We start from the raw sequence: 24,680 nt of genomic DNA, 5'->3' as shown, positions 1-24,680 counted from the left end.
ATTACTCACTGCAAGGATGCGGAGTTTGATCGAGTCTCAGTCAGTCAGACTGCTTGCGGAATGAATCTGGGGGCAACTGACCCAATTGCTTGCCGTCAATTGTACACTGGGAAAGACCGTAAGGATAGTTATTGCGCGATGGTATCAACTCAATCTTTCGGGGTGGAATCGGGACTTAAGTATCTGTCTGAGTCTCAACAAGCCCTGCAAACTCGATCGCCCAATCAAGAACTGTTACCGCTGACAGCCAGTGTTAACAGCAGCGATCGGTTGGAAATCGGAGGCTGCGAGGTGACAGCTTTGGTGGAGCAATTTGGCTCGCCGTTGTATATTTTAGACGAAGAAACGTTGCGGGCGGCTTGTACCCAGTACCGGGATGCTTTTAAGCGTTACTATCCGGGCGAATCTCAAGTGCTCTATGCTTCTAAAGCTTGGAGTTGTTTGGCAGTTTGCGCGATCGCAGCTTCGGAAGGTTTAGGCATAGATGTCGTATCCGCCGGAGAAATCTACACTGCACTGCAAGCCGGTGTCAGTCCCGACAAAATCTACTTCCACGGTAACAACAAGTCCCGCGAGGAACTGCGGCTAGCTGTCGAAAGCGGCTGCATTACCGTAGCCGACAATTGGCGGGATTTAGAGACTCTAGCAGAGTTGGGAGAATCGGGTGTCAGCAGCCTCACAGGTGGGCCGACACGAGTTATGGTGCGGTTTACTCCTGGAATTGAGTGTCACACCCACGAGTACATTCAGACGGGTCAAATCGATAGTAAATTTGGCTTTGATCCCAACTCGCTCGATCGAGTATTTAAATTCATCAGCCAACAATCGTCGTTATTTTGCGTGGGAGTGCACGCTCACATCGGCTCTCAGATTTTTGAACTGCAACCCCATGACGATTTAGCCGAAGTCATAGTTCAGGCCTTGACTAAAGCACAGAGTTATGGTTTACCAGCAACAGAAATTAATATTGGTGGCGGGTTGGGCATTCGCTATACTGAAGCGGACGATCCTCCCAGCATTGAAGATTGGGCTCGTACAATTTGCTCTGCCGTGGTAGCAGCTTGCGAACGGCAGAAATTGCCATTACCGAAATTGCTATGCGAACCGGGTCGATCGCTCGTCGGTACAGCTTGCGTTACAGCTTACACCGTTGGCTCTAAAAAAGTCATTCCGGAAATGCGGACGTATCTAGCTGTGGATGGAGGGATGTCCGACAATCCGCGTCCTATTACCTATCAATCAGTTTATCGAGTCCTCGCAGCCGGTAAAATGTCTGCTCCCTTAACGGAAACAGTGACAATTGCTGGGAAACACTGCGAGTCAGGGGATGTTCTGATTAAAGATGCCAAATTGCCAGAGTGTCAGGCCGGAGATGTCCTCGCGGTTACGGCCACAGGGGCATACAATTACAGTATGGCTTCTAACTATAACCGAGTACCCCGACCGGCAGCGGTTTTAGTGAGAAATGGGGAAGTTAACACGATTATACAGCGGGAAACTTACCAGGATTTGCTGAGGCTTGACCGCCTTCCTGAACGACTCGGAGCTCAAAAGTAAAAAGTTAGAAGTTAAAAGTTAAAAGTTAAAAGAAAGACAATCCATGTTTACTTAGTGATGATTGCCTTTTCACTTTTAACTTTTGCCTTGTTCAGTCACGCGATTGGATTGACACTCCCCGGTCTAAAAACACGGGGATTTTCAGCATATTCCTTATAACAACTGTTCATGGTTCACGGGTTCGAGTGCATCACGGTTCGCGGTTCACAGGCGGTAGCGTTCGATGAACCATGAACAATCAACAATCTGGCTTTGACTTGGCCCTGGTTCAGTCCTTATTGATTCAAGGGATCGATATTGGACTGGTTTTTGCCCTTGCGTATTTGGTGCTCGTCATTGTTGGCGAGCGCAGAACGCTGTGGATGGTACGGGGATTTATTATTTTGATGCTGGCGGCGGCGGTGAGCAACTGGGCTGGATTGAGGCTGTTGCACGTTGCCCTCAACAGCTTGGTGACGGGTTCTGCTGTGGCAATGGCGGTAATATTGCAGTCGGAGTTTCGCCGATTTCTGGAACAATTGGGTCGGGGGGAATTTCGACAATTGTTTGGACGCGATCGCCGACCAAATCCCGAACCGGACAGCGTAATAGATGAAATTGTGGACGCAGTAAAAGAACTTTCGCAAAACCGCACGGGGGCTTTACTAATTATAGAAACAGATTCTCCGATCGACGATCGAGATTTTTCGGTGCCGGGACTAAAGCTAAATGCTGAAGTTTCTAAAGAATTGTTGCAGACAATCTTTCAGCCGCAAACTTTGCTGCACGACGGAGCTGTTTTGATTCGAGGTTCGCGGATCGTGTCGGCGGGGGTAATTTTGCCTTTGTCCGATCGCACTGCGTCGCGGCAGTTGGGAACCCGCCACCGGGCGGCAATGGGGATTACGGAACGGGTGCAAGCTTGCGTGTGCGTGGTAGTGTCGGAGGAAACTGGTTCTATTTCTTTAGCCCAGATGGGACTTTTAAATCGACCTTTGACTAGCAACAAACTTAAGGAATTGCTGGAAGCAAAGCTGTTTCCGTCCGAGGGAGAAAGAGCTGTGGCTCCAATTCCGATCGGCAATCTCGGACGCCAGATAGGATTGAAGGGAGTGACGCTATTAAAACGGATACTGCGCCGTTAGTCGGGTAATCGGGAGAAACCATGAGTCAAGGAATTTGCTTGGAAAAGTTGCCGGAGGATCTGCAACAGGAACTACTGCCTAAGCACATAGCAGTGATTATGGACGGGAACGGGCGCTGGGCTAAGAAGAAGGGGTTGCCGCGGATTGCGGGACACCGCCGAGGAGCTAGCACTCTGAAGGAACTGCTGCGCTGCTGCAAAGATTGGGGGATTCCAGCTTTAACGGCCTATGCTTTTTCGACGGAGAATTGGGGGCGGCCGGCCGGGGAAGTGGATTTTTTAATGAGTTTGTTTGAGGGAAAGTTGCGACAAGAATTGCGGGAGATGGTGGACGAGGACGTGCAAATTCAATTTATGGGGAATTTGCAGGCTTTGCCGAAGTCTTTGCAGGCGGAAATCGAGCGTTCTGTGACGGCCACTCAGCATAATCAGGGGATTTTGTTTACGGTGGCGACGAATTACGGGGGGCGTCAGGAGATTGTACAAGCTTGTCGGGCGATCGCCACTCAGGTGAAAGAGGGCAAGTTGCAGCCGGAGGAGATTGATGAGGTTTTATTTAAACGCTATTTGTATACTGCTGATGTTTGTGACCCGGATTTGCTGATCCGGACGAGTGGGGAAATGCGGTTGAGCAATTTTCTACTCTGGCAAATGGCTTATTCGGAAATTTACATTACTGAGACGCTGTGGCCGGATTTTGATCGATCGGAGTTTCACCGCGCTTTGTCTGATTATCAGAAGCGCAGCCGCCGATTTGGCAAAGTCTAACGATTTTGGATTTGGGATTTTAGATTTTAGATTTTTTGGTTGATTTTTCAGTTTCCAAGTAGGTCATCTCCTGCTCAACATAACGATTTTAGATTTTAGATTGGAGGACAAATCTAAAATCTAAAATCTAAAATCTAAAATTAAATTAGGGGCCGGAGAAAACGGCCGCTTCAATGTCCTGACGTGAGAGGGAGTATTTGAATGCTCGCTGAATGTCTTGGCCGTCGGCTCCAGCATCGATGTACCGGATGGTGAGTTGGTCGATATCGAGGGATAGTTCTGCTTTCCAGGTAGGTCGATCGATCTGCCAGCAGTGGAGTTCTCGCCGATCTTGCTGGCAGCCGCGGCTTTTTAGCCACTGCTCGATTTCCGGGAGTGGGTGGTTGTACAAAGGAGTGTCGGCGGAAGGAAGAGTCATGGGATTTTAGATTTTAGATTTTAGATTTTAGATTGGGGATTTCCGATTTTAGATTGGGGATGTCGGATTTGAGGCTTTAATTGCCGCGAATTAAGCCGATCGCGATCGCCAGTACCAAACATCCGATTAAGCTAGCTCCCATGATAAACAGAGCGAACATTTCTCCGGGGGAAAGAGGTCGATCCGTGGGATCTAGGTAAGCGGAGTTGTAAGTTTTTTTGCCCGATCCCGAAACCGGAGTATTGAAGCCTGGGGGTGGCCCAATCACGTTCAGGCGAGAATAGCCTATTTTGAGGTCGTAGGCGAGGCGACGTTCTGGGTTGCTGAGGGTGGCGTAGGCGTTGTTGAGCTGCTGAAATTGGGCGGTGGCGACTGCGGGCGGCAGCTCGGTGGTATCGGGATGGTAGAGTTTGCTCAGTTCCCGGTACGATCGCCGAATTTCGATCGGCGATGCGGAAGGATGCAGCCCTAACAAGCCGTAGTAACTAGAACCCAAGGGGGTTTTGCCGGGTATTTTCTGACTTTTGCTGTTTGCCGTTCCCTCGTTAGGAGTCACCTCAGCGCCTCTGGGCTTGTTGTTTATAATTTTTGATTATTTTAGAGCAGATTTGAGGGTAGCGCCACTGTCTGCGATGTCGATGGGTTGAGGGTGGGCGATCGGATCAAGGTACGATTGCCCACTTTAAACTATGAATTGGTCGAGCGCAAATTCTGCACATCCTCAACGCTAAGCCCGGTAACTTGGCTAATCATTGCATTATCTAGCTGTGAAAGTAATTGTCGGGCGATCTCGATCGCCTTTTCTCGCATTCCTTGTTCTATGCCTTGTTCTATGCCGTCCTGAACAGCCTTAATAATTGCTCCCTGTTGGTCATAAATAAACTGTTCTCTTCTGTCCAAATCTTCCACTTCCTCTCTGCTTAACTTGGCTTGATTCGCAATATTAAAAGCTTCATGTATTTCTGGTATGCTATCCATTGTTTCTGGAACTGATGTCATACTTCTCGCATTTTTCATAAAATACACCCATTTGTCTGCTAAAGTTTCAAGTTCCTCCTGTCCTTTGGTAAACTTTGGCAACTCTACAAACACTAAATCCAGATTGTTTTCGGGATAAATAAAGTTTTTATTTACTTCTTTGAACACAAATCTGGAAATAAATTCTGGGCTGTTAGGAAACATTTCAAAATCTGTAATTGTCAGAGCAATTACTGGCTTCAGCAATCGATAGCCTTGTGCTGCTTCCAATTGAAAAGCGTAAGTCTTCGCTGCATTGTACAAAACTCGTTTCCCAAAAGACTGGACGTTGAGCACTTGCATTTCAATAATTACTAAAGTGCCGTCGCTGAGTTTGGCTTTCACATCCAGATAAGTATCTTTTAAGCCTTCTAGTTTGGGTGGTAGATTCGGGTTGATGATTTCTAAGTCTTGAATTGTGGGATGACCTTCATAAATTAAGGCGTTGAGAAAGCTAATTAGAATCTCTTTGCTTTCTGATGAACCGAAGATTTTTTTGAAGGCGTAATCGGTTTTTGGGTTGATAAATATCATGGTTAAAAATTTGCCCGTAGGGTAGGAATTCAATCAGGACAGTAAATTATGCTCGTAGGAAGGGTTAAGAATCTCCCCGCAAATTCTGCACATCCTCAACGCTAAGGCCGGTAACTTGGGCGATCGTGGCATTATCTAGCTGTGAAAGTAATTGTCGGGCGATCGCCAGCTTTTCTTCTCGCTTTCCTTGTTCTCGTCCTTGTTCTATGCCTTGTTCTCGTCCTTGTTCTATGCCTTGTTCTATGCCTTGTTCTATGCCTTGTTCTATGCCTTGTTCTATTCCTTGTTCTATTCCTTGTTCTATTCCTTCCTGAACAGCCTTAAGAATTGCTCCTTGTTGGTCATAAATAAACTGTTCTCTTCTGTCCAAATCTTCCACTTCCTCTCTGCTTAACTTGGCTTGATTCGCAATATTAAAAGCTTCATGTATTTCTGGTATGCTATCCATTGTTTCTGGAACTGATGTCATACTTCTCGCATTTTTCATAAAATACACCCATTTGTCTGCTAAAGTTTCAAGTTCCTCCTGTCCTTTGGTAAACTTTGGCAACTCTACAAACACTAAATCCAGATTGTTTTCGGGATAAATAAAGTTTTTATTTACTTCTTTGAACACAAATCTGGAAATAAATTCTGGGCTGTTAGGAAACATTTCAAAATCTGTAATTGTCAGAGCAATTACTGGCTTCAGCAATCGATAGCCTTGTGCTGCTTCCAATTGAAAAGCGTAAGTCTTCGCTGCATTGTACAAAACTCGTTTCCCAAAAGACTGGACGTTGAGCACTTGCATTTCAATAATTACTAAAGTGCCGTCGCTGAGTTTGGCTTTCACATCCAGATAAGTATCTTTTAAGCCTTCTAGTTTGGGTGGTAGATTCGGGTTGATGATTTCTAAGTCTTGAATTGTGGGATGACCTTCATAAATTAAGGCGTTGAGAAAGCTAATTAGAATCTCTTTGCTTTCTGATGAACCGAAGATTTTTTTGAAGGCGTAATCGGTTTTCGGGTTGATAAATATCATAGTTGTCAGATTTAGCTTTAAGGTTATCGGTTTGATGGCGAAACAACGGGATTTGAGCTCGGTCAAACGGCTGATTTTGTTTCAGGTAATGGTTTGACATTTTCCGGCAAATGTGCATTGGCGATCGCCAGCACAGGCTCATCGTCGCTGTGTTCGTCATCAATGGGAATTTGGCAAGAAATCAGTTCTGTGACGATGCGATCGCCCAGAACATCTTCCCAATCTTGCAACTGTTCTCTGGCTTTGATCGGTGTATTGACAGCCACGTCTACGCCCATTTGCTGAAGGTTGAGGCTGTGAGCTGTCGATCGGCGGTTGACCCACTCCACCAGCCAAACGCTCAATCCGACTGCTGCCATCAAAGGCAAGACAATCCGATAATCGCGGGTTAATTCAAACATCAACAGGATGGCTGTCAGCGGTGCTCTGGCGCTGCCGGCGAGGACGGCGGCCATTCCCACCATTGCGTAGGCAGCAGGGCCGGCGACTCGATCGCTCATTGCCGGCAGCATTTCCAAAAAGAGGCCGTAAGCCGAACCCAGGGAAGCTCCCAAAAACATCGCCGGAGCGAAGATGCCGCCAACTAAACCGCTGCCGAGGCTAATTGCGGTCATCGCCAGTTTGACAAACAGCAGCAGCAGCAGCAAAGGCAAGGAAAATTTAACATCTTGGAGCATTGCTTGGACTGTTTCGTAGCCGACACCCAAAATTTGAGGCAATTGCAGGGCGACTAAGCCGACTCCGGCCCCGCCGATGATCGGGTGAAGCGGCCGGGGCAGTCGTCCGAGCCAAGCAAATCCTCGGACTTTTCCTTGAAAACAGCCCTCGGCTAATTGAATTGCTTCTGTGTAGGCTAGAGACACTCCGCTCGCTAAAAGTCCCAATCCCATGTACAGAGGCAGTTCTAGGGGGCTGCGGACATCGTAGATCGGCAAAGAAAAGGCCGGCTGAGCTCCCAAGCAGATTTGAGCGATGAGCGCCGAAACTACCGCCGAGAGCAAGACAACGCTGACTGACGAAGTGGCGAAGGTGCTGCCGAGCACGACTTCTAAGGCAAAGAAGACTCCGGCGATGGGAGAGTTAAACCCGGCGGATAAACCTGCTGCTGCTCCCGCGCCCAGGAGCAAGCGCTGCCGTTCTGGGGAGAGCTGTAAAACTTGAGCCAGCAGCATTCCGAAGTTGGCGCCGATTTCGACGCTGGGGGCTTCCGGGCCGAGGGAGGCGCCGGTGCCGAGGGAAACTGAGGCTGCCACCATTTTGGTGATGGGTTTGAGGGGGGAGAGTTCTTGCAGCCCGCGGGTGGCTGCAATTAAGGAAGACATATTGGGGCCAAAATCCCGAAACCGCCAGCGCATCAACCCGATGATGACTCCGCCGAGGGTGGGAATGCAGGCTAGCGTCCAAGAGCCTTTCGACGCGATCGCCCCCATGAAGTCTTCCAGCATCAGGCTGTGGATGAAGTGGATGAGGTAGTGAAAGGTGACGACGCCTGCACCCGTAACTCCCCCGATGACTAGGGAGAGGATGAGCAGGAGGGTTTCTGGACTGGGGTGCAGGCGGTTGAATAGCGGGCTTAGTCGGGAGGCTTGGGGAGTTGCTGCGGTTGGCCCGGGTGGCGGCAGATCCACAGGAGGGATGGCTCTCATTTAGCGGTTAATTCTTCGGTGAGAAGTTATATAATATTACAATTTATTTCTTATTTTCATTTTGAGTGATTTTAGGGGAATTGACAACTTATATTAAGGCGTATTTTAGGGTAAATTTTTTGGGCGGGCCGCTGGGGTGGAATGACTGATTCTGAGGAGCGGCGGATTTGGCGTGATTGTATGCTCAGTTACATTCAAACTTAGATATACTCTGGCGATAATCCTAATCAACTATATTTACCTTGTGGGTGGTTAGGCCGATCGCATCAGTGAACTAGCAATATCATAGAACTCAGTAAAAAACAACTTTCCAATTAAAGAATTGGCGATGGGAGATTTTACCTTACAAGCACAAATCTCAAACCACAAACCTCAAATCTCCAATTTTAAATTCCTTGGTCGCGCATACTATCATATCGGTTGTTGAGTGGGCGGGATTCTTGGTCTGGGTTTGGCGATCGACATTAGCGGATCGCCGATGGTGGCGACTTTCCAGGGTGGGGATTCGAGCTGGCGTGCTGCGATTAAAAAGGGTGCTCCTCGCTTTAGGCGATCGACCATTATTTTAGGTGGAATAAATGCCGATAAAAAAGGTTCGTTGACGCTGCCAATATATGCGTAAGCACCATTCTCTAGCCACCTTCCGGCAACGGTGTTTGTGTCATCTGGCGCTGCTGCTGACCAACTGTGGATCATGTGGATTGCTGCGGGAAATTGGAGTTTTGGTATGTCTTCAACTAAAGCGTCGCCGTTGCCCACTTGGAATGATTTTGGATAGCCTTTGGAATTCATTAATATTAAGTCAAATGTCCACGATTTTGAAGCTAAACTCCGCCACTTTTCCAGGCTAGATTCTGGTTTCTGCACTAATTCGACATTTAAACCTATGGTTTTTAGTCCGCTAGCTGCTTCCTCCATTTCATATTTTGCCCAATTTCCTTCCTTGGGGTAACTGTCATAAAGCATGGCTGTTTGGCTGTCTAGAAATATGGCAGACATGGCTTGATAGATCGATCGTACCTCGGAACCGTAAATCCAGCCAACAGCCGCCCAGCGTTCGCCGTTGGGGTGTCTTCCCAAACCGTCGGTAACGGCTAGTTGTTCGTCGGGTTTTTCAGGAGATTGATATTTGACTGCTAGTTGGCGTACAATGGTTATTGTGTCGATCTGGTCGGCGAGTTGAGAATAAAAAAATCCGGTTGATTCGACGGCTTTTGTAACTGCTAGTTGCAGAGTTTTCCACTGTGTGTTATTGAGGGTATCGTTGGGTTTTCCGAAGTTGCCTTCTAGAAATACTAAAGGTTGGCCGTGAGCGGCTGCTAAGGCAACTGCTGCTGAGCGTGCGGGGTCATTTTCTGATGTGATTACTACTCCTGGGGGTTCCCAGCCGAGTTGCTTCCATTTTGCTTTTAAGGTTTGAGTATCCGTGGCATTCCAGGCGGCTGCTGTGGCGTTCAGCATTAATTGCTGGAGTTTTTGATTTTTTTGCAGTTGCTGTTTGATGCTGGGCAAACGGACTATTTCTTCGGGTTTAAAGCGCTGCACAAACATGGGGGCATATTTTTTGTCTTCGATGAGAATAGGCCAGTTTCCTTTGAGATTCCATTTTTGGATGGCTGCTAAAAATGTGGCTTCGTCTGGTACTAAAACTACGCGGTTGACTGTTGGTATGTTGGATCGGAGGATGGCGGCTCGGAGGCCTGTTTGAATTGGCCAGGGTTCTTGTTTGGCTGAGGCGGGAAGTTGAAAGGGTTTTGTGAAAAGGCGATCGCACCCGACACCGATTATTGCTAAGCTTACAAGAAGTGCGATCGTCAGGAATTTAAATTTTAACTGTTTTTTCATAAGGGAAGGGGAAGGGGAAGGGCAGGGAAGCAAAACACTGGATTATAAATATGAGCAATTTTGTAAATATTTTTAGGGGCTGCAAGCGGATTTTCCGAAAAATACAACAGAGAAAGCTTGTAAGTGCGATCGGGCTGGCAACTTTTAGTATTATTGCCTTAGCAACTACAGGTTTAATAATTGTCGCAGTGAACCGTTCGTCAGTCAAGCATCAAGTCCGGCAATTGCTGACAGCGAGGGAATGTCAAGGTTGCAATCTTTCCGGGGCGAATTTGAGCGAAGTTTTTCTGGAAGGCGTCAATTTAGAAAAAGCCAACCTGAAAGATGCCAATTTGTGGAGCGCGCACTTGGTAAACGCTAACTTGAAACAGGCAAATTTGGCTGGGGTTTACCTGATAAGCAGCAATTTGGTAGGGGCGAATTTGGATGGAAGCAATCTAGAAAAGGCGTTTTTAGAGGATGCTTATTTGGGAGGAAGTAATTTGAAAACTGCTAACTTAAGAGGTGCTTTTATGAAAGGTATTTTTCTCGTTAACGCTGATTTGGAAGGGGCGAATTTGGAGGGTGCTAATCTGTGGATGGCTAATCTGGAAAGTGCTAATTTGAAGGGTGCTAATCTGAGAAATGCTTTGCTGTTGGATACTAATTTGGCAGGGGCGAATTTAAAGGGTGCGGTGATGCCTGATGGTAGGCGACATGAATGAAAGTCAGTTGATAGTTGTCAGTTGATAGTTGTCAGTTGATAGTTGTCAGTTGATAGTTGTCAGTTGTCATTAATCAGAGCAGAGGGCGATCGCACCTGCAACCTTCATTTCCTTTATTTGGTGAGGGAATGAAGAGGTGATGAGGTGCGATCGCTACTCTAATAGCTAGTGGCTATCGGGCTGATGGAGCAAATAAGGTCGTTGAGAGAGATGAGAGGTTAAAAATACAGAGTTTCGAGCATTAGCAACAACAAATTTTACCATCACGTCGGCTGCTTTCATCATCCATCTAACTCAACTTGATTTACATACGTTCTGCATATTTTTGAACAGCTTTTGGCGCGAAAGCAGCAACTAAAAAAGCAGTTGTAATGTATTTCCCCTCAGAATCTTTGCTAGTTATTGTTATTGCACCAAACACAATCGCTGCAATCAGCGCAATAAAACTCATGGCTCGCATTGTAGAGTATTTCCCATTATCTTCCTGGAATAATTCGGCAAGCTCTTTTCCATGTTCTGAAGAATTTGGTTGAGTCTCAACTATAGAAGAATGTGTCATTTGATTAACCTCATAAATATACATAGAAATGGTAAGTAACCATCGGGCAGGCAGAATGCCTACTTGTTGAATTTTTAGGTGGAAGTTCCCCCACGGAGGGGGCAACTTCTGTTTAGGCTATGGCGTTGAAATAAGACTCGGCGAACTCCGCGATGAGGTCGGCTTTGTCCAGTCGATTCACTATTTTTCGGGCGTTATAGAAATCGCGATCGGCGCCAACAATAAAATTACTCAAACCTACACCCGTAAAGCTACCATCGTGCATTCCCCGAACTATAATCATCGCAGCAATTTCAGGAAGAGCCGCTTTTTCAGGATTATCTACCAAATTAATTCCCAGTTTTTCACTCCAGCTTTCATAGTTGCGACGACCTGTAATTTGGACAAAACCTCTGCCTTTAAAGCGAGGGCCATCACCGGGTTCAGTATTTCCTAAATCTTCGCGACCTTCATAATCCGACCCATCAGCTAATTCCATCATGAACCGTCCCAAAAGGGATTCATGTTGGGCCGTTGCAAAAACATAGGCAATTTGCCCTAGATCGACAACTCCATCGTTGAGACATTGATTGAGAATAAGAGGCAAATTTTTCTGAGCAAAGGGGCGAATTTCGGATGGGCATGGAGCAACATCTAAAATACGATCGATGCTAGGGAATCCATCGGGCATATCCGAAGTCTTGGGTGTGCGACTAACTATGATTATTTCTTCTGGCTTCACTTTCAGCAACTCAGCCCAGGTATTGCGATCGACTTTTCCAGTAACTTGTAGTCCGCCGGGGACAAATTGGCTTTTATTAGCAGGGCGCATCCGTTGAAATTGTTCGACTGCTGCTTTTGTGACAGACCCAAAAAGTCCGTCAATTTTGGCATCTTTGGGTAATAATCCCCAATCTTTCAAGCGCCTTTGCAGGATTTCTACCTCGTCAATCAGGTGAGGGCTATCAATAATCCCGTCATTGATTTGTAACTCGACTTTTTTAATGGTCATATTCAGTTCTCCAAGTAGTAATGATGTTTGTAGTAAGCACTTCAGTCTTTGGTTGCAGGTTTGGGAAAAATGCGGACTAAAGTCCTCACTACAAACTTTTTTTATTCAGGGGCTTTACCGGACGCAATTTTAATTGCAAACGCAGTAAGTTTTTCTGCTATTTAGAAACTCGATGCAGCCACATTGTTGCAGTAGATTCGATCTGGCTGCTGTCCCAATTGTCATAAAAAGATAAAGCTTCACGCAAACTAAAGGCATTGGCAGTGGCGGATATCAATTTACGACTGTATATCTTGTTTTCGCCCTTGTTATCTGGTGAAAATGAGGAATTTTTCCGATAGCCTGAGTGGAACCATTCTCCGGCTGGGTCATTCACAAAAAAGTCACCGTTGTTGTTATAGCCGCGAATAACTAGAATGTGACCCGAATTCGTCCAAAAACCGTGCAATATACAGATATCGCCAGAATCGAGAGACCGAGTGATGTCTGAAAGACCCCCTTTCAATGTCAAATCATCTCTCAACCCCAAACCCTCTAACAATCTTTTGATGCCATCGGGAGAACCGTGATCGATTCCCAGCCTGTCGAAACGTTTTTTAACATCATCTTCGTACTGTGCGAAGGGGCCTAAATCTGCAACTTGAAAGTATTTCAGACACATTGCCGTACTTGTAGCACCGCAAGTGCGCCAAGGTTCAATTTCGTTATCCTCTTGACTGAAATACGGAACTTTATGATTGACAGCCATAATTTACCTCAAGGTAAGTGTTGTAAACGATTGATTTGGTCTCAGACCATTTGTTTGAGCTGATATTTATACAGTAGCGAGTTGTTATTGTACGGTCGATATAGATAACCTAAGTTGTTAAAGTTCAATCCAAAAACAAAAAAACTGAGGCAACCTCAGTTTAAATAAGTAAACCTCAGTAAACTTCAGGTTATACTCAAGATCCAATGAAAAATTTTTAACCTTATGAATTTTGAAGAAGGGCTGAAACTCGCAGATACGGTTGTATTTGCCAAAACAAACAGACACTTAAAAGATATAGAAGTAATAATTCTGAGGGGAGCTTGGCAAGGGCAGGAGTATCATAAGATTGCAGAGGCTTACGGATATGCTGCCGAATACCTGATGCAAGATGTTGGCCCCAAGTTATGGAAGCTGCTTTCGGAAGCTTTAGGGGAAAGAGTCAGTAAAAGAAACTTTCAAACGGCATTGGAAAGGCGATCGCACTTGGAGTCAGAGACACTCCCACAGCCAATTGCACCAGAAATAGCGGAACAATTGGTCAACATCGAGGATTTTGGCGATGTTTCAGGAGTTACAAGCACTCCCTTACGCCAAGATTGGGGTGAAGCGCCGGAAGTCTCAAATTTTTTCGGCCGCGCCGCAGAATTAAATACCCTCAGTCAATGGGTACTCCGCGATCGCTGTCGCTTGGTGGCGCTGTTGGGTATGGGAGGTATTGGTAAAACGGCTTTAACTGCTAAACTGGGAGAACAAATTCAGGGTGAATTTGAATATCTAATTTGGCGCAGTCTCCGTCATGCACCTCCCTTGCTGACAATCTTGACTGAGTTGAACTCATTTGCCAGCAGTTCCCCAGAAACGCAACTGCCAACTACTATAGGCGAGCAAATTTCTTCCCTAATCAAAAGTTTGCGCGATCGCCGTTGTTTGCTGATCCTAGATGATTGGGAAATGATTTTGCAAAGTGGAGATATCGCTGGGTATTACGGAGATGGTTATGAAGGGTACGGTCAACTATTGCAGCGAATCTCAGAAGAAAGGCATCAAAGCTGCTTGCTACTTTTATCGCGAGAAAAGCCTGTAGAGGTTGCATCTTTAGCAGGCGAAACCTTACCTGTACGTGCATTACAAGTTAAAGGCTTAAAACCAACAGATGCAAAAATGCTTTTGGCAGCCATTGGCTTTTCTGCCTCAGAAAACGGCTTAGATGAACTGATACAAATATACCGAGGTAATCCTGCTGCACTGAAAATTACTGCTACCACAATTCAAGAGTTGTTTAATGGAAATATTAGTCAATTTATCGGTCAGAGTTCCTTAGTTATTGGCGATATTTTTGGCAATTTACTTAACGAACATTTTCAGCGGTTATCAGATGTAGGAAAAGCTGTGATGTACTGGCTGGCAATTGAACAGCAGCCGATTTCCTTGAGCCAATTGAAAGCAAAATTATCAGCAGCCGTTTATAGTTCAGAATTACTAACAGTATTAGAATCCTTGGTAAGACGTTCCTTAATCGAAAAAGAGCTTTCCCCTTCTAGTGCTGAATCCAAATTCACTCTCGAACCTGTGATGATGAAATATGTTACTCAGAAACTTGTCGAACAAATCTGTCAAAATGTTCGAGAAGCAATGCAAGCGGAATCTCTCGAACACCTAGGTTTAATCGGAAGTCATGGTTTAGATGAAAACCCGGAAATAGACGGTGCTAAAACTACTCAGCAAAACCCGATGTTCAATATAATTAGAGAGCGTTTGAACTTGACACTGGGGAGTCCTTTTCAAAAGCCCCTAGAAGAACTTTTATTAAAATTGCGTAAATCTCCTTCTCAAGCTGGTAAATACGCTGAAAAAAATATTTTAAAACTGCTGGGAGAAACAGAAAGATGACTTCAAGTAGCTTAATTCATCCAGGGTTTTTGCTTCAAGGTCGCTATCAAGTGATCGATCGGATTGGCGGCGGTGGCTTTGGCGATATTTTTGAAGTAGATGATGGTGGTATTATCAAAGTATTAAAAGTTTTGAATTTGGATAACTTTAATAACCCAGATATTAAGCAAAAAGCCACCATTTTATTTCAGCGAGAAGCAGAGTTCTTAATGAGCAAAAGGCATCCCGGCATTCCTCGTGTAGAAACAGACGGATATTTTACTTGGCCTGAAGGTAGTAGCAAAGCCTTACCATGTCTGGTAATGGAAAAAATACCCGGTCAAAATTTACAAGAGTGGATGTTAGCAAGAGCCAATCAACCAATAACTACAGAAACAGCCATTGAGTGGTTAAATCAACTAACAAAAATTCTCAATTTACTGCACGATCAGCAGTATTTTCACCGAGATATTAAACCGTCCAATATCATGTTAAAGCCGGATGGAAAATTGGTATTAGTTGATTTTGGTGCGGTGCGAGAAGTAACAGAAACTTACTTGCGGCAACAAAAAGAAAATTATACTGGGACTGCGATTATTTCCGCTGGTTATACGCCAAGCGAACAAGCAGAGGGTCATGCAGTACCGCAATCTGATTTCTTTGCTTTAGGACGTACTTTTGTTTATTTACTGACAGGAAAAGTGCCGATCGATTTACCTAAAAATCCTGACAATGGTGAATTAATATGGCGAGATAAAGCAACGCAAGTTTCACCGGATCTGGCAAATTTGCTTGACCGAATGATGGCGATTTTTCCCGGAAAGCGACCGCAAATTTGCCAGGAAATATTGCAAATTTTGGCAGTGGTAAACTCGCGATCGCCCTTGGAAAGCGTGGCGCAACCATTGCCAGAAATTAAACAATCGATCGAACCCAGTAAAACGAATCCTATTTTTGATAGGATTCGTTTTAACTGGGTAGGCAAACTAGCTCTAGCTAGCTTTTTTTTGCTAGGCGGTTTGTGGACTTTCTCACCCCAGATAGTATTTTATCTTAACAAAGAAGGTTTGAGTAATTACAAAAATCAACGTTTAGATAATGCGGAATTATATTATAAAACAGCTCTATTATTTCAAGGGAATGATGGAAGAGTTAACTATAACTTAGGCGTAATTTATGAAGACAAACAAGAGTATGATAAGGCTCGCGCTGCATATCAAATTGCTATCACTGCAGGTGTTAATAAAGCTTTAAATAATTTGGCGCGGCTGGAAATTTTAGATAAACAATATGCGAAAGCTCTACCGCTGTTAGAAAAAGCTTTACCACTTGCCACAGATATTAAGACAACGTACACTATACACAAAAATTTAGGTTGGGCGCAGTTGGAGTTAGGGCGATATGAAGAGGCTAACAATAACCTGACGAAAGCGATTAATATTGCTAGCGATCGCTCTGTTGCTTACTGTTTGCAAGCTGTTCTTTTAGAACGTCAAGGCAATAAACAAGCATCTATATCTAATTGGAAAAAGTGCTATGATAAATTGCCATCTGAATTTCCTGAAGAACAGAGATGGGTGCTGCAAGAATTCAGCAAAAATTTTCAAAATTTAAAGTTATAGCGTATCCCCGATAGTCCGGCAGGGGTTTAAACCCCTGCCTCAAAGCACAAGTCCTCTAAAAGAGGACTAATGAAGATTTCCAAAGTTTATGAGATCGCTTCGCTATCGCGAACAATCAAAAATAATTTAGGTCATGAAAAATAATCATCCATCCAAGCTGACACCAATCAATCTCAAAGGCAAAACATTTACTTACTTTGCTATTTTTGGGCTGACGCCTTTAATCCCGATCGTCACAGCGTCAAGAGTTTATCCGATAATTAATGGATTGCATCCTCAAGTTTCAGGTATCGATCGACCGGAAATGCTAGCGATCGACTGTGAGGATTATACTGCCGATCCTCGCGGGCCTCTTGATGTCTTAATTCCTTATATTATCAGTCCCCGACGCACTTTATTGCTGAACGATCGACCGAAGTTGCGTTGGAACAAAGTTCCCGGTGTGGATACCTATACTGTGAGTTTAGTGAAGGGCGATCGCACAATTTGGGAAACAAAAGTTAATGGAAATGAGGTAGTGTATCCGGGAACACCACAACTGGAACCGGGATTTGTGTATTTACTGGTGGTAAAAGCTGAGAACGGCAGGACATCTGACGAGGAAAAACTGGGCGATCGAAGCTTCCGAATGCTACCAACGACCCAAACGCAACTGGTGAAAGGGGCGATCGAGCAAATTAACAGTCAAAAAATTGCCGAGAAAACCAAAGCTTTGCAACGTGCTTATTTTTACATCGGTTCGGATTTGAAATCTGAGGCGATCGAGATATTGGAAGCCTTGGTAGCAACGGGTTTTCAAGAAGCTGTTGCATATCGCAAACTAGGTGATCTATACTGGCAAGAAGGGGTGACATTGCTGGCTGAAAACCATTATCTAAAAGCACACGCATTAGCTAGTGCAGCCAAAGACATCGGGGAGCAAGCACAACTAGAAGAGGCTTTGGCGGAAATATATGTGGCGATCGGCGAGAAGCAAGAAGCTGTTCGCTGGTTGACGCAAGCAATCAACACTCACAAAGCTTTAGGAAATACGCTAAGAGTCAAGGAAATTGAAACACAGATTGCCAAACTCAAGGTAAGTTGGGCAAAACCGCAACGCTTTGCCGGAGGATTGGGGAATTAATTTATAGAAAATTTTGATTTTTTCCGGAGAACAGTTTTTAGAGTGAGTATGAAATTGGAAATCATGAGGTGAGAGGCAAGAACGAAAATGAGCGATGACAAATCTGCGATTCAGGTAGCTAATGAATTATTTCAGGAAGCTTACAAGGAGGTTGAAGCAAAAAACTATAGTGCTGCTTTACAACTTTGCCAAGCTGCTTTAGCTATTTATCAGAAAATTGGCGATCTAAGTGGTGTAGCATACACTCTAGCTACTATTACCGATATATGCAGGCTCTCCTTAGAGTCACTATTACCAGAATTAGAAGAGTCAAATTTACCAATATCTGGAGATTCAAACTTTCGGGGAGAGCCATCTCCACCGCCACCGCCTTTATCAAGATCTGGAGATTCAAACTTTCGGAGAGCGACACCGCAAGTGTCAGAGCCACCTCCAACGCCAACGCCCCGTCGTTCAATATCTGGAGATTCAAACTTTCGGAGAGCGGCACCGCAAGTGTCAGAGCCACCTCCAACGCCAACGCCCTCTCCTTAATGAAACAATCATTAAGCTGTTCGGGATTTAAATTGTATGTCAAAAAACAATAAAACTCTTGTGGGGAGTAGGGGTTGGGCGTCCCGCCCGCCCCGAATATGCAATTTAAATGCGCGACAGCTTACTCAAATACAGCCGTTTTCAGGTATGTGAGGTACAGAAAAACCCGGTTTCTTGAAGAAACCTGGTTTCTGGGGTGTAATTCATAAACTCAAAAGTGCTGTATTTGCAATTAGCCAATTTTAGGAGAAGTATTTGTATTCTTTAAAAACTAGATATAGCCCTTTTATATGTTTGTTAACTCGGTTCAGGTTGGCTTTTTATTGGTGACACTAAAATTATCAATAGGGCACTTGTCAGGATTACCGATAGTAACTAAATCGGAGGAATCTTGTATAATTAATTCTGATTTTCAACCAGATTTTTTTTATTTTACACAAAATTCAACTACTGGGGAACCTAAAACTGAAGTTGAAAAACTCTTTGAAACAGGGATGCAAAAATATGACCAAAGTCAGTATCAAGAAGCATTAGAGATTTACAAACAAGTTTTAGCAATTTACCAAAAGAATGGCGAGCGCCCAGGTATTGGCAAAGCTAGTTATGCAATTGGTGCTGTTTATATTCAACTAAATTTATATTCCCAAGCTCTCCCATTGTTACAAAAATCTTTAGTTATTCATCAGGAATTAAATGACCAAGTAAGAGTGGGAAAAAGTATGATTGCAATAGCTAACGCTTATTACCGACAAGGACAATATTACCAAGCTCTAGACTTTTATCAACGAGCTTTAGTAATTCATGAAGAAATTGGCGACAAGGTAAATATTGCACACTCTCTTAATGGAATAGGGGTAGTATATGAAGGTTTAGCGGAATATTCTCAGGCGCTTAATTTTTATCAGAAGAACCTTGCTATCAGTCAAGAAGATAACGATATATCGAGTAGTGGTCGCCTTTTAAATAATATTGGAGTAGTTTACAGTTATCTAGGACAAAATTCTCAAGCCTTGGTAGTTTTTCAGCAATCTTTAGCTGCTCGTAAAAAAGCGAACGATCGCTCCGGCGAAGCAATAACTCTTCTGAACCTTGGGACGGTTTATGAAAAACTCAAAGAATACTCAAAAGCTCTGAATTTATATGAAAAATCGTTATTGATTCAGAGGCAACTCAGCGAACGTGCAAGTATTGGTCGTACTTTAAATCATATAGGTTCTGTGTATTCCGAGCAAGGACAGTACGTTCAAGCATTAGAAGTGCTGAGAGAAGCATTATCAATTTCCCAAGAATTAGGAGAAAAGCCTTGGGTTGGGAGAACACTCTATCGAATTGGTAGTGTTTATCAAGGTTTAAATCAATTCGATCAAGCATTAGATTCTTACCAGCAAGCTTTAGCAATTATTACGGAAATTGGCGATCGCCAAACAGAACGCCTCATTCTTAGTAACATAGGGGAAGTATTGGCGAAACAAAATCAACCAGAAGTAGCGATAGCCTTTTATAAATTATCCGTTAATGTCACCGAATCAATTCGCAGCGATTTGCGCTCTCTCCCCCCCGAACAACAGCTTTCTTATACAACAACTGTCGCCGATACCTACCGCCTCCTCGCCGATTTATTACTGCAACAAGACCGAGTTTTAGAAGCACAACAAGTCCTCGATTTACTCAAAATTCAAGAAATCGAAGATTACCTGCATTCCGTGCGGGGAAACGAACAAACAGCACAAGGTATTCCCTTAACTCCTCAAGAACAGCAAATCCGAAACAGACACAATGAAATTTTAAATCGAGAAATTCAACTAGGCAGAAAGCTGGCTGAATTAGAAAAAATTACTCCAGCTAATCGCACATCCCAGCAGCAACAAGAAATTGCCAATCTCAGGCAAATGCAGCAGGAAATGCGCGGCACATTCAATGAATTTATTAACTCCCCTGAAATTGTTGCCATTATCCAACAACTCAGCCCTAGAGTACAAACTGTGAATCTAGCTCAACTTAATATGATGCGGGGAGACGTATTGCAGCGGTTAGAAAAAAAAGCCGTATTGATTCAGCCTTTAATTTTAGAAGACCGTTTAGAATTGGTAATAACAACTGCTGACTCTCCCCCATTTCGACGTACTGTAGCAGTTAAAAAACAAGAACTCAATCAAGCAATTCTGGAATTTCGCATGGCTTTGGAAGATCCTAACTCCGATGCCACAATCCCAGCCAATAAACTTTATAATTGGTTAATCAAACCCCTAGAAGACGATCTGACTGAAGCACAAGCTAAAAGCATTATTTATGCTCCTGACGGACAGTTGCGCTACATTCCCCTAGCAGCTTTATACGATGGTAAACAATGGTTAGGACAGCGGTTTGTCATTAATAATATTACTGCTATGAGCCTGACAAAATTCACTGAAGAAATTGCTGCTAAACCTCGCATTTTAGCTGGTGCTTTTGCTACGGGTCGTCATAATTTTGAACGGGGGTCTACTCGATTTGGTTTTTCTGGTTTGGAATTTGCGGGGCTAGAAGTGGAAAATTTAGCTGCGATGATGCCAGGAACTACAAAATTAATCGATCGGGAATTCAATCGTGCCACAATGATTCCGCGTTTGCCAGATTATACAATTATACATTTGGCAACTCATGCTATGTTTGTTACCGGACAACCGGAAGATTCGTTTATTTTGCTAGGTGATGGGGGTCTAATTACCCTGCCCGATATTCAAACTTTAAATCTGCTGAATGTAGACTTGGTAGTATTGAGTGCTTGCGAGACGGGGAAAGGTGGTAAACTAGGTAATGGAGAAGAAATTTTAGGTTTTGGCTACCAGATACAGGAAACAGGAGCAAAAGCTGCGATCGCATCTTTATGGAAAGTAGATGATGGCGGCACTCAAGCGTTGATGACAGCTTTTTATACGGCGTTGCTGTCGGGAAATAAAAAGGCAGAAGCTTTGCAAAAAGCTCAAATTGCGTTAATTACAGGTGATGATTCAGTGTTCGGTCGATCGGCCAATTTATCAATTTTAGCTCAAACTCGCAGCGGTTTGAAACCGTCAGTGGCCAGTCGTTTGCATCATCCATACTACTGGGCACCGTTTATTCTAATTGGTAATGGTCTTTAGATAGTTGACTCTTGACTGTTGACTGTTGACAGCGAGGTTTTTAGATCGAACTGTTAATAGATTCCGGGAATTAGTTTTTTGACTTTTTGGCGGTACTCTGAATAGTCTGGATATTTTTTGGTTAACCAGGTTTCTTCTCGGTTGGCTTTGATCTCGAAAAGTATTATTAATAGTGCGCTGACTATTAAGTGGGATATGCTCATTTGAAAAAGTGTCCAGCCGAGGGCTGCTAAAATTAAGCCACTGTATAATGGGTGCCGCACAATTCCGTAAATGCCTGTTTGGACTAATTCTCCGTCTTCTCTGGGATATGGTAAAGGTGTGAGGTTTTTTCCTAAGTCTATCAATGCTTTGATGATGAAAATTAATCCGGTTAAGCCGAGAATACTGGCCATAAACCAGATAATATAAAGTAATTGGGTTGATTGAATTTTTAATCCTGGCAGTTGATAAACTGGCAAGAGTGTAAATGCTGTGAGCAATCCTCCTTGCAGCAAAACTAAATATTCGCCGCGGCTGTTGTTGCGCCAGCCTTCGCGCGTGAAACCCCAGTCAGTTAATATTTTCATAATTGAAGGAAGAAGGAAGTTCGGCAACGGATTTTGTAACGGATGTAACGGATACAAGAAAGAGGGATGGAAGGAAGAAGGAAGAGGGAAGAGGGAAGAAAGAAGAGGGAAGAAGGAAATTAACTGTTGTTTCTACTCGTTATTAGGCTCGGCTTGGTAATGCCTAAACGTCGGCTCTGCCTCCAATTTTATTTTCGGAAGCGATGCATCATTTTAGTCCATAAGTGAGGCAGAGCCTCTGGACATCGGTTCCCAGGCCGAGCCTGGGAACCAGCTAAAAACCAAACCAACAGTCAACAGTCAACAGTCAACAATTAACAAATTTATTCTCGCCAAGGACGTGTCATTAATTCTAGTTGGTTGACTTCATCTTGGCTCAAATTCCAGCCTAAAGCGCCTGCATTTTCCTGGGCTTGTTTGGCGGTTTTCGCGCCGGGAATGGGGATGACTCCGTTTTGGCATATCAACCAGTTTAGGGCAACTTGGGCGGGAGTTCGATCGCGCTTTCTGCCCATTTTTCGCAGGGTAGACATGACTAATTCAATTTTTTCGAGGCCAGTTTTGCTGAAGCGGGAGTCCATTTTGCGGGCTCCCGTAGGTGGTTCTTGGGCTGTGTATTTGTCGGTGAGCAATCCTTGGGCTAAGGGACTGTAAGCTAAAATTGTGACTCCCAATTCGCGGGCTGCACTCACAATCCCTTGTTTTTCTACTTGCCGCGACAGCAAGGAGTACCGGACTTGATTTGTTGCTAGGGGAACGCCTCTGGCTGCTAGTATTTTGTGGGCTTGGCGCATCTGTTCTACTGAATAGTTGCTGACTCCTAGTGCTTGAATTCTGCCTTGTTTGACTTCATCTGCTAAGGCGTTCATCAAGGTTTCTTGACTGAGTAAAAAAGTGAATGGCCAGTGCACTTGGTAGAGGGCTATTTGTTCTACTTGCAAGCGTTTTAAGCTGGCACTCAAAGCGTCGGAAACTGATTTTCCTGTGATCCGCCAAGGTACGGGGCCGAATTTGGTGGCTATTTGCACGGGTTGGGTGGTTTTTTTGATAAACTGCCCTAGTAATTCTTCTGACAAGCCGTTACCGTAGACTTCGGCTGTGTCAAAAAAGTTGACTCCGTTGTCAAGGGATGTTTTGAATGCTGCTTCGACTTCGGCGGCGCCGTAGTTGCTGCCGTAGTTCCAAAATAGTTTGTCGCCCCAAGCCCAAGTTCCGACGCACAGGGGAATGACGGCTGGGCCATTTTTTCCTAGGGTAATGGTTGTCACGGTTGGTAAATCCACAATTCTTTATTGTCTATTATTTTTATATGAATAATCGCGATCGAGCTTCTAGCCGGGGGAGGAAAGGCGGCTGGTGGCGATATCTCAGTTACTATAAGTGCAAATGATGTGTTTATTTGAGTAGTTATGTCGATCGACCGTTTACCAGATTCAAGATTAACAGATTCCGCGACTCCTGCCATCAAGAGAGTTACCCTCCTGACTATGTTCCGGTTGGGTTTGTTTCAGATGGGATTGGGCATGATGTCGATTTTGACCCTGGGGGTGCTCAATCGCGTGATGATTAAGGAGTTGGCGATTCCGGCTACTGTGGTGGCTGGTACGCTGGCTATGCACCAGTTTGTGGCGCCGGCTAGGGTGTGGTTTGGGCAAATGTCTGATGCTAAGCCTTTGTTTGGCCATCACCGCACAGGTTATGTGTGGATGGGGGGGGTTCTGTTTGTGATTTCTGCTTTTTTGGCGGTACAGGTGATGTGGCGCTTAGGCAGCAGTTTGGAGGCTGTGGGGTGGACTACTCCTACTTACGGTTGGGTGGGTTTGTTGGGTTTGATTTTTGCGCTTTACGGCATTGCTATTTGTTCGAGTTCGACTCCTTTTGCTGCTTTGTTGGTGGATGTTTCGGATGAGGAAGATCGATCGAAGTTGGTGGGTGTGGTGTGGTCGATGCTGATGGTTGGTATTATTATCGGGGCGATTGTTAGCAGCGGTTTGCTGAAGCAAATTGATGGGGATGTGCCACGGGAAGTTTTGCAGGCTTCGATTAACGGTTTGTTTGTGAAGGTGCCGGCGCTGGTTTTGCTGTTGGTGGGGATTGCAACTTTTGGGGTTGAGAAAAAGTATTCGCGCTACGGGGTGCGATCGTCCGCAGTGAATCGAGAAGATAAAATTACTCTGGGAAGTGCGCTGCGAATTTTGACGGCTAGCCGCCAAACTGGTTTGTTTTTTACTTTCCTGCTGATTATGACAATTTGCTTGTTTATGCAGGATGCGGTTTTGGAACCTTACGGCGGGGAAATTTTTAAAATGTCGATTTCGGAAACTACGCGATTGAATGCTATTTACGGTACTGGTACTCTAATCGGTTTGGCTACAACTGGTTTTTTAATTGTGCCGCGCATTGGCAAACAAAATACGATTAGGTTGGGCTGTTTGTCTGTGGCGACTTGTTTTGGTTTAATTATTTTATCTGGATTTACTGGTAATCCAATTGTGTTTAAGTCGGCTTTAATGTTTTTTGGTTTTGCTTCGGGAATTACGACGACTGGTGCGCTGAGTTTGATGTTGGATTTGACTGCTGCAGAAACTGCTGGGACTTTTATTGGCGCTTGGGGTTTGTCGCAGGCGATGGCGCGGGGTGTGGCGACGATTAGTGGCGGTGCTATTTTGGATTTGGGCAGGAGTTTGTTTGGGGTGCCGATGTTGGCTTACGGGTTGGTGTTTGCTGTGCCGGCGGTGGGTATGATTCTGGCTGTTTGGCTGTTGGGTAGGGTGGATGTTGGGGAGTTTCAGGATAATGCTAAAAGTGCGATCGCCACTATTCTGGAAAATGAATTAGACTAAGGTTTGTAGTGAGAACTTTAGTCCTCATTCTCTTGTTAATCAAGGGCTTCAGTCCTTAATACAA

Annotated in this window: 22 protein-coding genes; 11 read left to right on the top strand and 11 right to left on the bottom strand. The window is 44.6% G+C overall.

Going from position 1 to position 24,680, the window contains the following annotated elements:
- Positions 1-138: 138 nt before the first annotated feature.
- From lysA to QUB08_RS01985, 3 genes are all read left to right on the top strand, one after another.
- The gene (gene lysA, locus QUB08_RS01995) at positions 139-1,557 is read left to right on the top strand and encodes a diaminopimelate decarboxylase (RefSeq protein WP_333223267.1); all 1,419 of its coding nucleotides are present in this window, start codon (positions 139-141) and stop codon (positions 1,555-1,557) included.
- Positions 1,558-1,787: 230 nt separating this feature from the next.
- On the top strand, positions 1,788-2,681 hold the full coding sequence (gene cdaA / locus QUB08_RS01990) for a diadenylate cyclase CdaA (RefSeq protein WP_333206080.1): 894 nt from the start codon (positions 1,788-1,790) through the stop codon (positions 2,679-2,681).
- A 20-nt stretch (positions 2,682-2,701) separates the two neighbouring features.
- Positions 2,702-3,448: an isoprenyl transferase gene (locus tag QUB08_RS01985; RefSeq protein ID WP_015176364.1), complete on the top strand. Its 747-nt coding sequence runs from the start codon at positions 2,702-2,704 to the stop codon at positions 3,446-3,448.
- 145 nt (positions 3,449-3,593) lie between these two features.
- On the opposite strand, the gene QUB08_RS01980 is transcribed toward QUB08_RS01985, so the two are convergent.
- The 6 genes from QUB08_RS01980 to QUB08_RS01955 form a co-directional block, all read right to left on the bottom strand.
- Positions 3,594-3,866, bottom strand: a complete 273-nt coding sequence (locus tag QUB08_RS01980) for a DUF3143 domain-containing protein (protein ID WP_333151310.1) — start codon at positions 3,864-3,866, stop codon at positions 3,594-3,596.
- 76 nt (positions 3,867-3,942) lie between these two features.
- Complete coding sequence (locus tag QUB08_RS01975; RefSeq protein ID WP_333223012.1) at positions 3,943-4,422, bottom strand: J domain-containing protein; 480 nt, start codon at positions 4,420-4,422, stop codon at positions 3,943-3,945.
- Positions 4,423-4,553: 131 nt separating this feature from the next.
- Positions 4,554-5,417 (bottom strand): Rpn family recombination-promoting nuclease/putative transposase, encoded by an 864-nt coding sequence (locus tag QUB08_RS01970; RefSeq protein WP_333223010.1) that lies wholly within the window; start codon positions 5,415-5,417, stop codon positions 4,554-4,556.
- Positions 5,418-5,481: 64 nt separating this feature from the next.
- Positions 5,482-6,438, bottom strand: coding sequence for an Rpn family recombination-promoting nuclease/putative transposase (locus QUB08_RS01965; RefSeq protein ID WP_333223008.1), 957 nt, complete (start codon positions 6,436-6,438; stop codon positions 5,482-5,484).
- 62 nt (positions 6,439-6,500) lie between these two features.
- Entirely contained in the window at positions 6,501-8,084 is a 1,584-nt protein-coding gene (locus tag QUB08_RS01960; RefSeq protein WP_333223006.1) for a chloride channel protein, read from the bottom strand.
- A gap of 411 nt (positions 8,085-8,495) precedes the next feature.
- The gene (locus tag QUB08_RS01955; protein ID WP_333223004.1) at positions 8,496-9,929 is read right to left on the bottom strand and encodes a hypothetical protein; all 1,434 of its coding nucleotides are present in this window, start codon (positions 9,927-9,929) and stop codon (positions 8,496-8,498) included.
- 50 nt (positions 9,930-9,979) lie between these two features.
- Between QUB08_RS01955 and QUB08_RS01950 the strand changes: the two genes are divergently transcribed.
- Positions 9,980-10,633: a pentapeptide repeat-containing protein gene (locus tag QUB08_RS01950; RefSeq protein WP_333223002.1), complete on the top strand. Its 654-nt coding sequence runs from the start codon at positions 9,980-9,982 to the stop codon at positions 10,631-10,633.
- Positions 10,634-10,937: 304 nt separating this feature from the next.
- On the opposite strand, the gene QUB08_RS01945 is transcribed toward QUB08_RS01950, so the two are convergent.
- The 3 genes from QUB08_RS01945 to QUB08_RS01935 form a co-directional block, all read right to left on the bottom strand.
- Positions 10,938-11,192 carry a hypothetical protein gene (locus tag QUB08_RS01945; protein WP_333223000.1) on the bottom strand — a complete coding sequence of 85 codons (255 nt, stop codon included), beginning with the start codon at positions 11,190-11,192 and terminating at the stop codon, positions 10,938-10,940.
- Between the two features lie 112 nt (positions 11,193-11,304).
- A complete protein-coding gene (locus QUB08_RS01940) occupies positions 11,305-12,183 on the bottom strand; it encodes a peptidoglycan-binding protein (protein ID WP_333222997.1) in 879 nt (292 codons plus the stop codon).
- Between the two features lie 157 nt (positions 12,184-12,340).
- Positions 12,341-12,931: a C39 family peptidase gene (locus QUB08_RS01935; protein ID WP_333222995.1), complete on the bottom strand. Its 591-nt coding sequence runs from the start codon at positions 12,929-12,931 to the stop codon at positions 12,341-12,343.
- 225 nt (positions 12,932-13,156) lie between these two features.
- Here QUB08_RS01935 and QUB08_RS01930 point away from each other — a divergent pair, with 225 nt between their 5' ends.
- From QUB08_RS01930 to QUB08_RS01910, 5 genes are all read left to right on the top strand, one after another.
- Positions 13,157-14,824, top strand: a complete 1,668-nt coding sequence (locus QUB08_RS01930; RefSeq protein ID WP_333222993.1) for an NB-ARC domain-containing protein — start codon at positions 13,157-13,159, stop codon at positions 14,822-14,824.
- Positions 14,821-16,425, top strand: coding sequence for a protein kinase domain-containing protein (locus QUB08_RS01925; protein ID WP_333222991.1), 1,605 nt, complete (start codon positions 14,821-14,823; stop codon positions 16,423-16,425). Before QUB08_RS01930 ends, QUB08_RS01925 begins: the two co-directional genes overlap by 4 nt.
- 133 nt (positions 16,426-16,558) lie before the next feature.
- Positions 16,559-17,548, top strand: a complete 990-nt coding sequence (locus QUB08_RS01920) for a tetratricopeptide repeat protein (RefSeq protein ID WP_333222989.1) — start codon at positions 16,559-16,561, stop codon at positions 17,546-17,548.
- 87 nt (positions 17,549-17,635) lie between these two features.
- Positions 17,636-18,082 carry a hypothetical protein gene (locus QUB08_RS01915; RefSeq protein ID WP_333222987.1) on the top strand — a complete coding sequence of 149 codons (447 nt, stop codon included), beginning with the start codon at positions 17,636-17,638 and terminating at the stop codon, positions 18,080-18,082.
- Positions 18,083-18,576: 494 nt separating this feature from the next.
- Positions 18,577-21,204, top strand: a complete 2,628-nt coding sequence (locus tag QUB08_RS01910) for a CHAT domain-containing protein (RefSeq protein WP_333222985.1) — start codon at positions 18,577-18,579, stop codon at positions 21,202-21,204.
- A 53-nt stretch (positions 21,205-21,257) separates the two neighbouring features.
- On the opposite strand, the gene QUB08_RS01905 is transcribed toward QUB08_RS01910, so the two are convergent.
- Complete coding sequence (locus tag QUB08_RS01905; protein WP_333222982.1) at positions 21,258-21,773, bottom strand: isoprenylcysteine carboxylmethyltransferase family protein; 516 nt, start codon at positions 21,771-21,773, stop codon at positions 21,258-21,260.
- A 2-nt stretch (positions 21,774-21,775) separates the two neighbouring features.
- Here QUB08_RS01905 and QUB08_RS01900 point away from each other — a divergent pair, with 2 nt between their 5' ends.
- Positions 21,776-21,919, top strand: coding sequence for a hypothetical protein (locus QUB08_RS01900; RefSeq protein WP_333222981.1), 144 nt, complete (start codon positions 21,776-21,778; stop codon positions 21,917-21,919).
- A 177-nt stretch (positions 21,920-22,096) separates the two neighbouring features.
- Here the strand turns inward: QUB08_RS01900 and QUB08_RS01895 are convergent, their stop codons facing one another.
- Complete coding sequence (locus QUB08_RS01895) at positions 22,097-23,041, bottom strand: aldo/keto reductase (RefSeq protein WP_333223265.1); 945 nt, start codon at positions 23,039-23,041, stop codon at positions 22,097-22,099.
- Positions 23,042-23,182: 141 nt separating this feature from the next.
- Here QUB08_RS01895 and QUB08_RS01890 point away from each other — a divergent pair, with 141 nt between their 5' ends.
- Positions 23,183-24,616: a BCD family MFS transporter gene (locus QUB08_RS01890; RefSeq protein WP_333222979.1), complete on the top strand. Its 1,434-nt coding sequence runs from the start codon at positions 23,183-23,185 to the stop codon at positions 24,614-24,616.
- The last annotated feature ends 64 nt before the right edge of the window (positions 24,617-24,680 follow it).

Origin of the sequence: Microcoleus sp. BR0-C5 (genome assembly GCF_036705045.1) — a bacterium.
Classification (GTDB): Bacteria; Cyanobacteriota; Cyanobacteriia; order Cyanobacteriales; family Microcoleaceae; genus Microcoleus.
The sequence above is the reverse complement of the archived record's forward strand: the minus strand, read 5'-3'. Positions and strand labels throughout refer to the sequence as shown.